This is a genomic window from Nodosilinea sp. P-1105, assembly GCF_012911975.1.
Classification (GTDB): domain Bacteria; phylum Cyanobacteriota; class Cyanobacteriia; order Phormidesmidales; family Phormidesmidaceae; genus Nodosilinea.
The window spans coordinates 1-13993 of the sequence record NZ_SMDQ01000060.1; the positions used below are offsets into that span (position 1 = coordinate 1).

General features: G+C 57.7%; 14 protein-coding genes and 1 tRNA gene. 5 read left to right on the forward strand and 10 right to left on the reverse strand.

Going from position 1 to position 13993, the window contains the following annotated elements:
- Window positions 1–283: 283 nt before the first annotated feature.
- From E1H13_RS20275 to E1H13_RS20290, 4 genes are all read right to left on the reverse strand, one after another.
- On the reverse strand, window positions 284–637 hold the full coding sequence (locus E1H13_RS20275) for a hypothetical protein (RefSeq protein WP_206070759.1): 354 nt from the start codon (window positions 635–637) through the stop codon (window positions 284–286).
- 15 nt (window positions 638–652) lie between these two features.
- On the reverse strand, window positions 653–1429 hold the full coding sequence (locus E1H13_RS20280; protein ID WP_169616050.1) for a Uma2 family endonuclease: 777 nt from the start codon (window positions 1427–1429) through the stop codon (window positions 653–655).
- Window positions 1430–1577: 148 nt separating this feature from the next.
- Complete coding sequence (locus tag E1H13_RS20285; protein WP_169616052.1) at window positions 1578–2369, reverse strand: DUF4058 family protein; 792 nt, start codon at window positions 2367–2369, stop codon at window positions 1578–1580.
- Between the two features lie 66 nt (window positions 2370–2435).
- Window positions 2436–2723 carry a hypothetical protein gene (locus E1H13_RS20290; protein ID WP_240966753.1) on the reverse strand — a complete coding sequence of 96 codons (288 nt, stop codon included), beginning with the start codon at window positions 2721–2723 and terminating at the stop codon, window positions 2436–2438.
- 269 nt (window positions 2724–2992) lie between these two features.
- Here E1H13_RS20290 and E1H13_RS20295 point away from each other — a divergent pair, with 269 nt between their 5' ends.
- Window positions 2993–4396, forward strand: coding sequence for a Uma2 family endonuclease (locus E1H13_RS20295; protein ID WP_169616055.1), 1404 nt, complete (start codon window positions 2993–2995; stop codon window positions 4394–4396).
- Here E1H13_RS20295 and E1H13_RS20300 read toward each other — a convergent pair whose 3' ends face one another.
- From E1H13_RS20300 to E1H13_RS20310, 3 genes are read right to left on the reverse strand one after another with little or no spacing between them, the layout of a single operon-like run.
- Window positions 4397–4942 carry a hypothetical protein gene (locus E1H13_RS20300; protein ID WP_169616057.1) on the reverse strand — a complete coding sequence of 182 codons (546 nt, stop codon included), beginning with the start codon at window positions 4940–4942 and terminating at the stop codon, window positions 4397–4399. It lies immediately after the preceding gene.
- Between the two features lie 20 nt (window positions 4943–4962).
- Window positions 4963–5415 carry a DUF29 domain-containing protein gene (locus E1H13_RS20305; protein WP_169616059.1) on the reverse strand — a complete coding sequence of 151 codons (453 nt, stop codon included), beginning with the start codon at window positions 5413–5415 and terminating at the stop codon, window positions 4963–4965.
- 17 nt (window positions 5416–5432) lie between these two features.
- Window positions 5433–6038: a Uma2 family endonuclease gene (locus E1H13_RS20310; RefSeq protein ID WP_169616061.1), complete on the reverse strand. Its 606-nt coding sequence runs from the start codon at window positions 6036–6038 to the stop codon at window positions 5433–5435.
- Between the two features lie 366 nt (window positions 6039–6404).
- On the opposite strand from E1H13_RS20310, the gene E1H13_RS20315 reads away from it, so the two are divergent.
- The 3 genes from E1H13_RS20315 (at window position 6405) to hypD (ending at window position 10730) form a co-directional block, all read left to right on the forward strand.
- Window positions 6405–8834: a carbamoyltransferase HypF gene (locus E1H13_RS20315; protein WP_206070761.1), complete on the forward strand. Its 2430-nt coding sequence runs from the start codon at window positions 6405–6407 to the stop codon at window positions 8832–8834.
- A 131-nt stretch (window positions 8835–8965) separates the two neighbouring features.
- Entirely contained in the window at window positions 8966–9211 is a 246-nt protein-coding gene (locus E1H13_RS20320; RefSeq protein WP_169616065.1) for a HypC/HybG/HupF family hydrogenase formation chaperone, read from the forward strand.
- Window positions 9212–9497: 286 nt separating this feature from the next.
- Entirely contained in the window at window positions 9498–10730 is a 1233-nt protein-coding gene (gene hypD / locus E1H13_RS20325; protein WP_169616067.1) for a hydrogenase formation protein HypD, read from the forward strand.
- Here hypD and E1H13_RS20330 read toward each other — a convergent pair.
- The 3 genes from E1H13_RS20330 to E1H13_RS20340 all read right to left on the reverse strand — a co-directional run bounded on the left by E1H13_RS20330 (window position 10630) and on the right by E1H13_RS20340 (window position 13606).
- Complete coding sequence (locus tag E1H13_RS20330; protein WP_169616069.1) at window positions 10630–11634, reverse strand: AEC family transporter; 1005 nt, start codon at window positions 11632–11634, stop codon at window positions 10630–10632. The two genes, hypD and E1H13_RS20330, sit on opposite strands and share 101 nt — an antisense overlap.
- A gap of 263 nt (window positions 11635–11897) precedes the next feature.
- Complete coding sequence (gene mazG / locus E1H13_RS20335; RefSeq protein WP_169616071.1) at window positions 11898–12731, reverse strand: nucleoside triphosphate pyrophosphohydrolase; 834 nt, start codon at window positions 12729–12731, stop codon at window positions 11898–11900.
- 272 nt (window positions 12732–13003) lie between these two features.
- Window positions 13004–13606 (reverse strand): metal-binding protein, encoded by a 603-nt coding sequence (locus tag E1H13_RS20340; protein ID WP_169616073.1) that lies wholly within the window; start codon window positions 13604–13606, stop codon window positions 13004–13006.
- A 200-nt stretch (window positions 13607–13806) separates the two neighbouring features.
- Between E1H13_RS20340 and E1H13_RS20345 the strand changes: the two genes are divergently transcribed.
- Window positions 13807–13879 (forward strand) — tRNA-Val (locus E1H13_RS20345).
- The last annotated feature ends 114 nt before the right edge of the window (window positions 13880–13993 follow it).

Genomic DNA, 13993 nt, shown 5'->3' on the forward strand with positions numbered 1-13993 from the left:
TACACAGGGGGCTATTCGGAGGGCGTTAACCCGTCAATCTAATTGACGCGACCCGCCAAAGTAATTGACATTTGATAGACATCATTCGCCTTATCCAGTGACTACTGGGATCTCTGACCTGCATCCTCACTGAGAGGCTTGATCTTCCACGGGGCCGAGCTGCAAGGGCACCAGGTCGTTTGGCGCAAGGATGCTAGCAGCGAGCAGAAGCAGCAAGTACAATCCAGGCTGCGGTCACAGTCAGCCAGGGTGAGTACCGATGCTTGAGGTGGAGAAAATTGAGCTATTGCCCAAGCCTATTGGGAGAAGTTTGACGAGTCGTGGAAGGCGTTCGATGTGCTGCGGGACATTGACCCGGACTGCCGTAACCTGACCTGTAGCGCTGATTTGTCGATAGATCGCTGGGGCCTTCCACACAGCCAATTAAATCGCCTGCCGCCTCAAAAACCGAAACCTCCTCGTGGGTAAAGGTAACTGGTTCTAGCGGCTCAGCAGGCTGTAGTTCGCTTGACTCACCATTAGTTAACCGAACCCATGGCCCTTTAGAGAGCAAAAAATCGATAAAGTCAATAATCTCCTGCTGCCGCTCGGGCGGCAGATGTTGCATTTTTGCGATCGCAGTATCGACAAGACTCATTGCAACGCTCTCCTATCACACCTCATTGGGGTCGATCCCTAATTCCCGCAGACGTTCAGCGAAACGGTTTGCCCGCTCCTCAGCTTGGTTAGCTTGTCCTTCAGCCTGCTCAGCCCGTTCTTCGGCAGAAAGAATCAACCGTTCCTCGGCATCAAACCACCGCAGCCACAGCCGCTCAATGCCTGCATAAACCCCTTGCCAAACCCCAAGGCTAATTTGCCACTCAGGAATTCGGATGCGCTGATTGGTCAAGTCAAGCGGCTGGTAATGCCCACCAACCAAACGAAACGCCCTCAAATTATTAGTGTATCGGTCAAAGAGTATGTAGTAGGGAACCCGCAAAATCTGCTCATAGACCTCCCACTTCGTCGGTGGGGTGCCCACAACCCGCTCAGTTTGCCCTAAATCTTCCTTTTCGGTGCCAGGGGAAAGTAGCTCGACCACCACAAAGGGATTCACCCGCTCTTGCCACACCACGTAGCTCAGCCGCATATCTCGGCCCTCGTAGAGGCGGGGTACCCCCACCACCGCAAACCAATCGGGGCGCTTGTGCCAGAGGGGATGATCGACGTCGTAGTAGAGGTTCATATCCCCAACGCTAAACACCTCATCTGCGGCGTAGGTAGTAAGTTGCAGCGTGGCACTCAGCAAATGGGGCTGTAAGTAATGGTACTCGTCAGGCAAGCCCGGCTCCTCTGGGTCTTCGCTCGGTAGGTCATACATGGTGGGTAGGGTTTCTCGGGCTGACCGGGGCGGGTCAGTCTGCTCGACAGGGCGCTTGAGTTGCGGCATGATGTCTATCCCCTTGAACGTTTTCTCGTCCTGCGGCAGTGGCTGTCGATTTCAGAGCCTCCTGATATGATTTTGCCTGATCAAACATGCGCTCGGTTAAGCGAGTGAGTAAAACCTCACGCAGTTGCCGATCGGGACGTTGATCTCCTCAAGAATTATGACCCTGAGTACCAGAGCTTTGTAGACGTGAGCGCGCCCAGGCCCAGTCAGACTGATCCAGGGCTGGCACCGGCTGCTGCCCATAATCAACCACCATCCCATAACCAGCACGGTCATATATCTGATTTAACAAACCGTTCAGGTCAATGACAGGTTCCTCATCCCTCAGTTTCAGGGGTAGCGGAAACCGAGGAATTGCATCCCGCAGGTTGAAGGCGTAAAGGTCTGCCTGAGGACGCTGTTCGGCACGACTGACTAAAATCCGATAGTGACTTTGCACCGAGCCTGAGGTTAAGGTCATGGGTTCTCCCCATCGGAGCAAATCTATCTCGATTAAGTGAGTCAGGCTACTCAACACCTCTCGCCGCTTCTCCTCATAGGCATTGCGGCCTACCCCCGGTCGTTTGTTGGTTGGTGATAACACCTCAAGCACCGTCACCACTTCATCTGTCGCCATTGACCTAATCTGAAGGTACCGCTCACGCATTTCAATCGGTACCGGCACCGTTACCTTGGTCGGGCTGGCGGGTGGGGGCATCACCGCGACGGGGTTTTGGTCAGCAGATGAGGTTTGGCGTCCCACGGTCACGTCAGGAATGCCAATCAGCAGAGCGTTGTCCCCAGAGATGTCATAGACTCGCTGGTCTATGGCGGCTCGGTACCTGGGCATCAGCTGGGGATTTAAGGCGTCGGCAATAGCCACAATCAGCCGACTATGAACTTCGGGCCATAGCTCAGGATTCTCTAAATAAGGATTCATCCCTGGAAATGGTGATGGCATCTCTCCTCTCCCAGTAAAGGTGCGGAACCTTGAATGTTTCTCCATCTTAAGTTAGGGCTAGAAACCTCAGACTCTGCGAGCAGCAAAGCCGGACCGATCCCCGTAATGTAACTTGATGCTCCCTTCCACCTCATCAGCTGACTTCAACCTCAACCAGCCGCTACCAAAGGCTTCATCACATTCATCATTGCCGTCCCAGGTGAATTCGAACCGCTCAGTATCGCCGTCGCTGACAAATTCTCCATCAAGCCCTCCGGCAACCAGGCCAAATTGAAAATCTCCAGTTCCCCCTTGGTTTACCGTGATGTAAGCTTGCACCTCCATATTGAAATAGTCCTCATCCCACTGTTCCATCTCGTAAATGTGCCATGTGCCAACGATAGCTGCCGTCTTCTTTGGGTGCATCCCAGTTATGCAAATTTACCCTCATCCCCCAGCCCCTTCTCCCAAAATGGGAGAAGGGGGGCCGGATTCAAAGTCCCTCTCCCGCTCTGGGAGAGGGATTTAGGGTGAGGGCTACAAAAGTGGGATGCACTCTCTTCTTTTTCGCCATGATCCATTCCTTTAACCGGTAATGCTTTCATTAGGGTAGTGTTTAAAGTCAGCGAAGGCTTTGTAAAGCCATGGCTCTGTATCCACCAACGTCTGAGTTGCTTGACACCTGGATCAACAACAAACCCGAAAGCAAGCTGGAATTGATCGACGGTCAGCTGATTGTGGGCAACTCCCTGATCGGGAGTCGGCTTTTGCTGAGGCAGATTCTCCAGGGCAGAAGAGCAGAGGCGGCGATCGCCCTTGCCCCCACCGAAAACTGGTTCCAGGCCCTCGCCGCAGGCTATGGGCTCACCCTTCCTCCAACCGGTTCTCCCCTTGAAATACTCAACCATCTAGAAGCGCAGGTCACTGACGTTGAGTTCATCGCGGAAGACTTGCAGGCCGGTCGGGCTGAGAAGACCTGGGCGTATCACCGCATTCAGCAGCAGTTGACCATGGATTCGTTTCGGCTGGCGAATCAGGCCGGGTGCGAATCCCTGGGACGAGATTTTGTCATGCGCCTGGGCGATAACGGCTTCACGCCGGATCTGATCTTCTACAAGAGCCAGGGGCTCAATCAGCTCTTTTCCTATTTTTTGAGCGGCCCGGCAGAATTGGTGATTGAAATTCTGATGCCGGGCCATGAAGTGGCTGACCGCAGCACCAAATTCGAGGCTTACCAGGCCGTAGGTATCCCAGACTATTGGCTGATTGAGCCCGAGGGGCAACAGATCGAGTTCTACCGACTTATCGAAGGTCGGTATCAACGCCATCAGCCGGACAGCGACGGTGACTACCGCCCCAGCAGCATTCCTGGACTGGCCTTTCGACCCGATGCCCTCTGGCAGGAGGATGAGGATTACAATCCCCTGGAATCCAAGACCTTTAAGGTAGAGCAGCCGGTGGAAGACTTTCAGCGGGTTCAGGCCGAAGCAGGCCCCCAGTGGGGCTCCCTGCTGTTTATCCCCAACATCCAGCCATCGCCCGTGCCCATCGCCTTTGAGGAGTACATCAGCTGGTGCCCAAGGGCAAAGTTTGAGTTTATTGAAGGCAAACCACTGATCGGCTCAACCCCAGGCACCCGCAATGTTTTAGCTATGCTGCTGATGACCTTCGGCCTGGAGAGTGCGGTCCAACTGTTGCCCCCCCAGGCCTGGATTGAGGGATTGCGCCAGCGGCTGGAATGGGAGCAGCACGACGAGGAACGCAAGGCCGAATTGTGGCAGCTGGCCCGCCAGGCGGCAGAGCGCTTGCGGAGCCACTTCGACCTGGGGCGATTGGGAGTGATCGGCGACCTGACCATGCCTCAGCCGCTGAACTACTGGTCAGACATTACCCTGGTCTACTGGGGAAAATTTGACCAATCGTGGCAGGCGTTCGATGTGCTGCGGGATCTTGACCCGGACTACCGCATCGACCTGCTCAGGGTTCAGCCCGAATGGCTCACGGCAGATCAGCTGTGGCAAATTGAGCGGTATCTGGTGGAATTGTGATTAATCAGGACGGTACCGCATCGGTGTTCCCTGTTTGGTAAAGGCCCAGATATCGCGCTTGTGCTGGGGGCCGTAGCTGATGTGGATGGGGCGACTGACTCCATAAAAGTAAAGCGAATCAAAGGGCAGCCCCTGGGCCACAATCCAATCCACCAGGGCATCGCTGGGCAGATCGAGGATTCTGAAATCGCAGGCGGCACCGAGGCGCTGACAATAGTACCGCCCATTCCGGTTCACCTCATGGGCCATGTGTTGGTCCAGGCTGGGGCTAGCGATACCGTGCTTCTTCCCCGTCACCGGGTCTTTCTTCCCCAGCCACCGCTTCAGATCCACCGAGCAAAATCCGTAGGTAAGTTGAAAACCCTCCCGACCAAACCCATCAATCACCGGGTCGATGATGTACTGGCACAGGGCCTCCAATGCGGGCAATGTCTCATCCAGATTTTGGGGGAACGGGTTAATCTGGTCAGCATACCGCTGGTAGGTCTGCGTGCAGGTACAGAACTCCGCCAGTGTCAAATACTTGCCCAGTCGTCGGGTTTCCATCGGAGTGAGTAAAACCTCACCTAGTCTGGGGTATTCGGTAAAAACGTCAAATCAAGCATTTCTTCCAGACTATAGGGACATGCCGTAGGAAAAGTATCCATTGGCATCTGGGTTTCTTTGGCGGCATCTCTGCGGGCGCGGCGATAATATTTAGCGACCCATGCTGTATCCTTCAGAAAGCGCTGCAGGCTGGGGCTATCTTCTAAACAGTCTTGAATGCCATCGCGGCAGTTCGCCAGGGTTATCTCCCAACTCGCTGTTCTACGCTCGGGCTGATATTGCCATTTAAGCAGGTGCATGATCAACACCTTTAAGTAGCTGCCTAGCTCCTTCTGTTCGCTGCGTCCCAAATCCCCCAGTTCCTCAACCAGATTATCAACATCTACATTTTCCCACTGCCCTTTCTGAAGACAGGCTATTTGCTGCTCTGTCCACTGCAAAAAGTCGCGATCGTAGAGGGTTGCTTTTACCATGAGCGTTCTCTCCCGGCTTACCAAATTAGCGATAGATCAAGCACAAACCCTGGTAGAACCTCACTCCCAGACAGCGTTGTCGGCGCGGCCAAAATTTCCGCCGCCTGGCCGGGGCGATAGATCTCTATCTGTCGCTGCTTGCGATTGATCAGCCAGCCAAGCTGGGCTCCATTGTCCAAATATTCAGCCATTTTTTGCCGAGTCCGCTCCAGGGAGTCACTAGGCGACATCAGCTCGACGACAAAATCAGGGCACAGGGGGACAAACTGGTCTTGTTGCTCAGGGGTGAGGGCTTGCCAGCGATCGCGCCTTACCCAGGCAGCATCAGGAGAGCGGTCGGCTCCATTGGGCAGGCTAAACCCAGTAGATGAGTCAAACACTTCCCCGAGCTGGGTGCGGGTATTCCAAAGATCGAGTTGGGTGGTTAGTTTAACGTTGCGTTTGCCTGTATTCCCCCCCGTCGGCGACATAATCACCAGCTCTCCAGCCGCAGTGCGTTCAAATTTTAGGTCTCGATGGTTTTGACAGAGCTGAAAAAACTGCTCGTTGGTCAGGTCTAAATCTAATATCAACGGCGTTGGCAGGGGCAGTGTCGTCGGGGTCGTGTTGGTGGGAGATGTCATTAGTCGCCCTCCTGGAGGCATTGCTCAAGGTCATACATGGTGGGCAGGGTTTCTCGGGCTGACCGGGGCGGGTCAGTCTGCTCGATGGGGCGCTTGAGTTGCGACATGGTTCTATCCCCTTAAACGGTTGCACGTCCGGCGGCACAGTCGTTGACGTTGGGTAACCTATGGAACAGTTTCTCCCCAGACGCTGCCCATGTATATATTTTTAACTCAAACCCTAAGAAAACTTTGGGAATTGCGATCCCTGGCCTGAGTCTGATTACCGTCAGGGTAAGCCTATTTTTGCTGGCCATGACTGTATCACTTCCACGTCCAACCCCGACTTCAAGCCTCCCTCCAGAAAGAGCGGAGGCCATTCGAGTGATGGGCACAGTACAGGGGGTCGGCTTTCGGCCAACGGTCTACCGGTTGGCCAGTGCCCTGGGCCTGCGGGGTACGGTGCTCAACGATGGACTGGGGGTGCTGATTACCGTGGCGGGCAATCAGGCCAGCCTCGATCAGCTGGTGATCCGGCTGTTGCAAGAGGTGCCGCCCTTAGCCAAAATCACCTGCATTCAGCGGCAACCCCTGGCGCCCGACCAGGTGATCGAAACTGGCTTTTCCATCACCGCCAGCGTGGCCACCCCGGCCCGCACGGAAATTGCCCCCGATGCCGCCACCTGTCCCCAGTGCCAGGCGGAGATTGGCAACCCCCTCAGCCGTTACTTTCGCTACCCCTTTACCAACTGCACCCACTGCGGCCCCAGGCTCAGCATTATTCAAGGGATTCCCTACGATCGCGCCAATACCTCCATGGCCTGGTTTCCCATGTGCCACTCCTGCCGCCGGGAATACCAGGATGTTGACAACCGTCGCTTCCATGCCCAGCCGGTGGCCTGCCCAGTTTGCGGCCCCAAAATCTGGCTGGAACGGGCCGACGGCAAACCCATGGTCCTGAAGTCCATCACCCTGGGGGACGAGCTAGAGGCCGCCTGTAATCTGCTGCAGCGGGGCGAAATTCTGGCCATCAAGGGGCTGGGCGGCGTCCACCTGGCCTGCGACGCCACCAACGAAACCGCCGTCGCCCGACTGCGCCAGCGCAAAGGCCGCTACCACAAACCCCTGGCCCTGATGGTACGCGACCTGGCGATCATCGAACCCTACTGCCACATCAGCGACCCAGAACGCCAACTTCTGGAAAGCCCCGCCGCCCCGATTGTGCTGTTGCGAAAAAAAGAAGACCGAAAAACGAAGAACGAAGACCAGCCCCCCTATCTCCCCCCCTCCCCCCCTCCCCCACTCTCCCACTCCCCCACTCCCCCACTCCCCCACTCCCCCACTCCCCCCTCCCTCGCCCCCTCCCTCGCCCCTGGCCTCCACACCCTCGGGGTAATGTTGCCCTACACCCCCCTGCATCACCTGATCTTGCAGTGCTGCGATCGCCCCATCGTCATGACCAGCGGCAATCGGGTGGACGAACCCCAGTGCATTAGTAACGAGGAGGTGCGATCGCAGTTATCGTCCATAGCCACCTATTTTGTGTTGCACAATCGCGACATTGTGAACCGGGTGGATGACTCGGTGGTGCGGGTAACGGCGGGGGTGCCCCAGGTGCTGCGGCGAGCCCGAGGCTATGCCCCAGCCCCAATCCAACTGCCAGCGGGGTTTGAGTCGGTGCCCCCCATCCTGGCCATGGGCAGCGAGCTCAAAAACACCTTTTGCCTGCTGCGATCGGGGCAGGCCATTCTGGCCCAGCACCTGGGGGATTTGGGCCACGCCGCCGCCTACCAGAGCTATGGCCACAGCCTGGGGCTGTACCAGCAGCTGTTTCAACATCAACCCCAGGCGATCGCCCTGGATGGCCACCCCGAGTACCGCTCTACCAAGCTGGGACATGATCTGGCCCAGGCCCAGGCCCTCCCTACCATCACCGTGCAGCACCACCATGCCCACATCGCCGCCTGTCTGGCCGACAACGGCGTGCCCCTGGTAACCTCCCCGGTGCTGGGTATCGCCCTGGATGGCCTCGGTTACGGCGATCGCCAGGATCTGTGGGGTGGGGAATTTCTGCTGGCCGATTACCGTCAGTATCGCCGCCTGGCCCACCTGAAACCCATCGCTCTGCTGGGGGGTGCCCAGGCCATCCGCCAGCCCTGGCGCAATACCTACGCCCAGCTCGTGGCGGCCTTTGGCGACTGGGAAACTGTACAGGCCCAGTTTGGCGATGTACCCCTCGTCCAATGGCTGGACCAACAACCCCTCGGCCTGCTCGATCAGATGGTGGCCCAGGACCTGAACACCCCCCTGGCCTCCTCCATGGGGCGCCTGTTTGACGCCGTCGCCGCCGCCCTGGGGATGTGCCGCGAAACTGCCAGCTACGAGGGCCAGGGGGCCGTGGAGTTAGAAAGCCTGGCGGCGACAGCCACGCTGACTGGCCTGCCGGGGTATCCGTTTCAGGTGGCGGGGAATGAGCCCAGCGGGGCCGCCCTGGTGCTGGATCCAGGCCCCCTGTGGCCCCAGATTTTGGCAGATCTACAGGCAGAGACCCCAACCCCAGCGATCGCCGCCAAGTTTCATATCGGCCTGGCAGAGGCGATCGCCACCCTAGCCAGCCACCTCTGCCAGCGACACCAGCTCACCACCGTGGCCCTGTCAGGGGGCGTTTGGCAGAACCAACTGCTGACAGAACAGGTTTGTCAGCGTCTGACAGAGCAAGGGGTGACAGTGCTCACCCACCACCACGTTCCCCCCAACGACGGCGGCCTCTCCCTGGGCCAAGCCGTCATCGCCGCCGCCCAGACCATTCCGCCCTGATTAGGGGAAGAACGAAAAGGGAAGAACGAAAAGGGAAGAACGAAAAGGGAAGAAACTCCCCATCTCCCCATCTCCCCATCTCCCCATCTCCCCATCTCCCTCACCCATCCACCCCCCACCCCCCCACCCCTATGTGCCTCGGAATCCCCGGTCAAATCACCACCATCACCGACCCCGTCAACCAACTAGCCACCGTCGACATCGGTGGCGTGCGGCGAGCCGTGAACATCGCCTGCATTGTTGACGACCAGCACCCGATCGACACCTGCGTCGGCGAATGGGTGCTGGTCCATGTCGGGTTTGCCCTCAACCGCCTGGACCCCGACGAAGCCGCGGCCACCCTGGCCCTGCTGGATGCGATCGCCGCTCCAGAGTAGACATCAGGTCAAGGTAGAACACCCCGACCCGCCTCTACTCTCTCTATCACACCGCCTACCCCATACCATTCCCTCCCAGCCGACACCCCGCCCCCACGACCTTCCCTCTCTATCATCGCCACCCCATACCATTTCCTCCCAGCCGACACCCAGGTCCGCCCCTACCTCCCCACCTTCCCCACCTCCCCACCTTCCCCACCTCCCCACCTTCCCCACCTCCCCACCTTCCCACCTTCCCCACCTCCCCACCTTCCCCACCTCCCCACCTCTTCACCCCCTCCCTCCCATGCAATACGTCCACGAATTCCGCGATCCCACCAAAGCCCAGGGCCTGATCCAGGCCATTACCGCCTTAGGTGAGCAGATCACCGCCCACCGCCCCGGCCCGATCAAAATCATGGAGGTGTGTGGCGGCCATACCCACGCCATCTTTAAGTACGGTCTGGAGGCCCTGCTGCCTGGGACGGTGGAGTTGGTCCATGGGCCGGGCTGTCCGGTGTGCATTATGCCAAAGGGGCGGCTGGATGATGCGATCGCGATCGCCCAGCAGCCCGGTGTGATCTTCACCACCTTTGGGGATGCCATGCGGGTACCGGGGTCGCACCTGAATTTGCTGCAAGCCAAGGCCCAGGGGGCCGACATTCGCATGGTCTATTCGCCCCTGGATGCCCTGGCGATCGCCAAAGCCAACCCCGACCAGTCCGTGGTGTTTTTTGCCATTGGCTTTGAAACCACCGCCCCCAGTACGGCCCTGACCGTGCTCCAGGCCCAGGCGGAAGGGGTGACCAACTTTAGCCTGTTTAGCAACCATGTGCTGGTGGTGCCCGCCCTCCAGGCGCTACTGGATAACCCGGACCTGGCCCTGGATGGGTTCGTCGGCCCGGGCCATGTCAGCCTGGTGATTGGCACCCACCCCTATGACCCCATCGCCCAGCAGTACCACAAGCCGGTTGTGGTGTCGGGGTTCGAACCCCTGGATATCTTGCAGTCGGTGTGGATGGTCCTGAAACAACTGGCTGAAGGCCGTTGCCAGGTGGAAAACCAGTACACCCGCCTGGTGCAGCCCGACGGTAATGCCGTGGCCCTGAAGGCCATGGCCCAGGTGTTTCAGGTGCGCCCGACCTTCGACTGGCGGGGGCTGGGATCAATTCCGGCCTCGGGGCTAGCCATCAGCCCGGCCTTTGCCGCCTTTGATGCCGAGCAGCAGTTTACCATCCCCGGTAAAACCATCGCCGACCACCGGGCCTGCGCCTGTGGCGACATTCTCAAAGGGGTGAAAAAACCCTGGGACTGCAAGGTGTTTGGCACCGCCTGTACTCCCCAAACCCCCATCGGTGCCTGCATGGTCTCCACCGAGGGCGCTTGCGCCGCCTATTACAACTATGGTCGTCGTAGCAGGCAGTCCACCCCCTCTGCGGTTAAGCCCCCAGTCCAGACGTCAGGGCCAAGCCCTCAAACAAGGCCAACCACAGGGGAATTGTCACCAGCAGAGCCAGGGAAGATAGAGCAATATTGCTAGAGGCCAACTCCCGATCCAAATCATATTCTTCTGCCAAAATTAACCCGCCAAAGGCACTGGGCATGCCCGCCATCAGGACCAACACCCGGCAGGCGTCTAGGGGCAACCGGGCCGCCAGGGCCACCACCCCAACCATCGCCGGTAACACCAGGATTTTGATTAACGTCGGCGCGATCGCCAGCCGCAAGCTTTGCCAGCCTTGAATCTGACGAAACCGCATACCCATTAGCATCAGCGCCAGGGCAATTACAACCCACACCGAGCCCCCCAGGGGCACCTCCACCCAGTCCGGTAAGACCCACCGATGGGACAGGTAGCCCAACCCAAAGGCCCACAGCGAGGGCACCGTCAACACATCCTGCACCTGCTGCCAGCGAGACTGGGCATGGAGCCCCCGGCCAAAGTAGCTGGCCACCAACACCCCCAGGCCATAGGTTCCCACCACATTTTGGGTGACGCTGTAGAATACCGCCCAACCCAGATACGGCCCGCTGACCAGAGCCGGCACAATCGCCAGCCCCACAAACCCGGTGTTACCGATCATCGCTCCCAACAAAAAGCTCCCCTGGCGAGGGTTATCAGCCCATACCAGCTGCTGCTCTCCCCCAGCTTCCCCCGTCAAAGTAGACCGGGCTTGCTCGGCCCAGCGAATGCCCCAAAGGGTCACCAGCCCCAACCCTAACCCCAAAACCACCGCCACCACCGTAAATAAAGGTGCTAACCCCGTGTTTTGGGAAAAATCAGTGCCATGGGCCAAAGCAAAAATTTCCAAGGGAATCCCCAGCCAATACAACAATCGCCCCAACAACCGCGGAAAGTCGACAGGCAGCAGCCGACTCAGTAGCAACCCCAGCCCAGGCCAGAACAACAGAGGCAGATAGACATTAACCAGAGAGTGGGACATGGAAGGAAAGGCAGAAGGATGAAGGGAATTTAGGTGTCAGGTGTCGGGTGTTGGGTCTACGGTGCAAGGTAAACGGTGCAAGGTAAACGGTGTCAGGTACATATCGCATGGTATGCGGTGAAACCTGCCGACCGTAAACCGCAAACCCAAAATTCAAAATCCAAAATCCTCCCCATCTCCCCCTCTCCCCCTCTCCCCATCTCCCCCTCTCCCCATCTCCCCCTCTCCCCATCTCCCCCTCTCCCCATCTCCCCATCTCCCCCTCACCCTCCCCGCAACAACACCGCCTTCGCCCGTTGCCACAGATGATCGAGTTCCGCTTCGCTGTACTCATTTAGGGGTTTGTCGGCGACGGCTTCCACCAGTTCAAACCGGCGGATGAATCGACGGTTCGTACTTTGCAGGGCTTCCGAGGGGTCTAAATCATGCCAGCGGGCAATATTCACCAGGGTAAACAACAGGTCTCCCAATTCTGCCAATTGATTCTCCTTGGGTTCGTGGGCCAGGGCCTGGTGAAATTCCTCTAGCTCTTCGTGGAATTTATCCCAGACGCCGTCGATGGATTCCCATTCAAACCCAGCTTTAGCGGCTTTGAGGGAGATCTTGCTGGCAGCCATCAGCGGCGGTAAGGTGCGGTTGTACTTGGTTAACTTGGGGCTGAGCTTGTGGGGCTCGTGGGGAATTCCCTTTTCGGCGGCTTTAATTTGTTCCCAGTTACGGTGCACCTCATCAGTGCTTTCTACTACCACATCTCCAAACACATGGGGGTGGCGGCGAACTAGCTTGTCGGCGATGCCGGTGGCCACGGTGCCCAGGTCAAAGTCGCCCGCGTCATGGGCCACCTGGGCTTGCAGCACCACTTGCAGTAACAGGTCGCCCAGTTCCTCTGCGATCGCGGCTTTTTCGCCTACCTGAATGGCATCGACCACTTCGTAGGCCTCTTCAATCACGTAGGGAATCAGCGTCTTAGGGGTTTGAGCCAGATCCCAGGGGCAACCGGTCTCGGGGTGGCGCAGTTGGGCCACCACATCGATTAATCGTTCGAGGGCGGCCAGAATGGCCCTGGACTGATCTGGGGTTGACGGTAAATGTGCCATGGCGAAATGGAATCAGTGGGGGGAAAAACCTGCTAGAACATCGGTACAGTATGTCAAGTTCCCAGGGTTCTTAGGCTGATTGGCCATGAGTTTCGGGGCATCCCAGAGTTCTGCCCTGGGATCTGTACCGGCGTTCTAGGCAATCTACCATGGAGTAACTGAGCACTAGTACACCAAGGCAGAAATCCACCCACTGTTTAGGATGCTTAAAATCCTTGTGCAGCAACAATTTTTCACCTTGAACTTTGCATTTTGAATTCCGCGTAGCAGTACTAGTGCCTTTTGCCCTTTGCCCTCTGCCTTCTGCCTTTTGCCTTTTGCCCCCTGCCCTTTGCCCTCTGCCCTCTGCCTTTTGCCCGAGGATTAACGGTTCGTCGCTTGCGGCGTTTTGTCCGTGAGCTTAGCCAATCTGCGCCATAGTGACTTAGGGCTCCCAGCTCTAGGCCAGCCACCAGGGCCAGCCACCAGGGCCAGTAGGTCTGCATCCCCCAACCAATTCCCCGCAATAAATCACCCCAGGTCAGGGCGGTGCGACCTGCATGGTTGAGCACATCCACCACCACCAGCCCCGCCAACGCCAGCCAAACTGATACGTACAGCACCCGCACCGTAGTACCAATAATCGGCCCATGGGACCACCGCGATCGATGGCGCATACTGCCTCGGTAGGGCAACCAAATCCAGCGCAGCCAGCCCCAGCGTTTATACTGCACAGAGTGAATATCCAAATCAGGTCCCAGGACCCACCCCCCGAGCAAAAAGCCCAAACACACTACCACCGTTAACCAACCATCTAGGGTGATGCGAAAGGCGACCAAGACCACCAGGGGTAAGGTCCAAAGGGTAATGCGATCGTGGGTGCGGCCTGAGGACATAGATCAGGTGTATCAAGATTGGGCCTAGGTGGCAAGAGGGGTTGGCATGATTGACCAGTGGGGTACAGCCCGATGGGGCAGCAACTAAGCCTGTCGCTGGCAGACGGACAGGTTGTTTGGGGATGACTGAAAAATTATTGGCAGAAAAAATTCAGAAACATCCCGTCCTCTGCTAGGATAAATAATCGCGAACGACGCAAGGGCGATTAGCTCAGTTGGTAGAGCGCCTGCCTTACAAGCAGGATGTCACTGGTTCGAGTCCAGTATCGCCCATACATGTTGTACAGTTTGGTATATCCAACACGATGCCGAGTAAGGCTACTGTGCCCCCAAAATGCAGTACAGAGCGAAAGGCTGCCTTAGCGACTATCAAAAGCGAGTTTCCCA

Bases quoted from the DNA above. Each gene is read 5' to 3' on its own strand.
- E1H13_RS20275 (WP_206070759.1), bottom strand. From the start codon at position 637: ATGAGTCTTGTCGATACTGCGATCGCAAAAATGCAACATCTGCCGCCC.
- E1H13_RS20280 (WP_169616050.1), bottom strand. From the start codon at position 1,429: ATGCCGCAACTCAAGCGCCCTGTCGAGCAGACTGACCCGCCCCGGTCA.
- E1H13_RS20285 (WP_169616052.1), bottom strand. From the start codon at position 2,369: ATGCCATCACCATTTCCAGGGATGAATCCTTATTTAGAGAATCCTGAG.
- E1H13_RS20290 (WP_240966753.1), bottom strand. From the start codon at position 2,723: ATGGAACAGTGGGATGAGGACTATTTCAATATGGAGGTGCAAGCTTAC.
- E1H13_RS20295 (WP_169616055.1), top strand. From the start codon at position 2,993: ATGGCTCTGTATCCACCAACGTCTGAGTTGCTTGACACCTGGATCAAC.
- E1H13_RS20300 (WP_169616057.1), bottom strand. From the start codon at position 4,942: ATGGAAACCCGACGACTGGGCAAGTATTTGACACTGGCGGAGTTCTGT.
- E1H13_RS20305 (WP_169616059.1), bottom strand. From the start codon at position 5,415: ATGGTAAAAGCAACCCTCTACGATCGCGACTTTTTGCAGTGGACAGAG.
- E1H13_RS20310 (WP_169616061.1), bottom strand. From the start codon at position 6,038: ATGACATCTCCCACCAACACGACCCCGACGACACTGCCCCTGCCAACG.
- E1H13_RS20315 (WP_206070761.1), top strand. From the start codon at position 6,405: ATGGGCACAGTACAGGGGGTCGGCTTTCGGCCAACGGTCTACCGGTTG.
- E1H13_RS20320 (WP_169616065.1), top strand. From the start codon at position 8,966: ATGTGCCTCGGAATCCCCGGTCAAATCACCACCATCACCGACCCCGTC.
- hypD (WP_169616067.1), top strand. From the start codon at position 9,498: ATGCAATACGTCCACGAATTCCGCGATCCCACCAAAGCCCAGGGCCTG.
- E1H13_RS20330 (WP_169616069.1), bottom strand. From the start codon at position 11,634: ATGTCCCACTCTCTGGTTAATGTCTATCTGCCTCTGTTGTTCTGGCCT.
- mazG (WP_169616071.1), bottom strand. From the start codon at position 12,731: ATGGCACATTTACCGTCAACCCCAGATCAGTCCAGGGCCATTCTGGCC.
- E1H13_RS20340 (WP_169616073.1), bottom strand. From the start codon at position 13,606: ATGTCCTCAGGCCGCACCCACGATCGCATTACCCTTTGGACCTTACCC.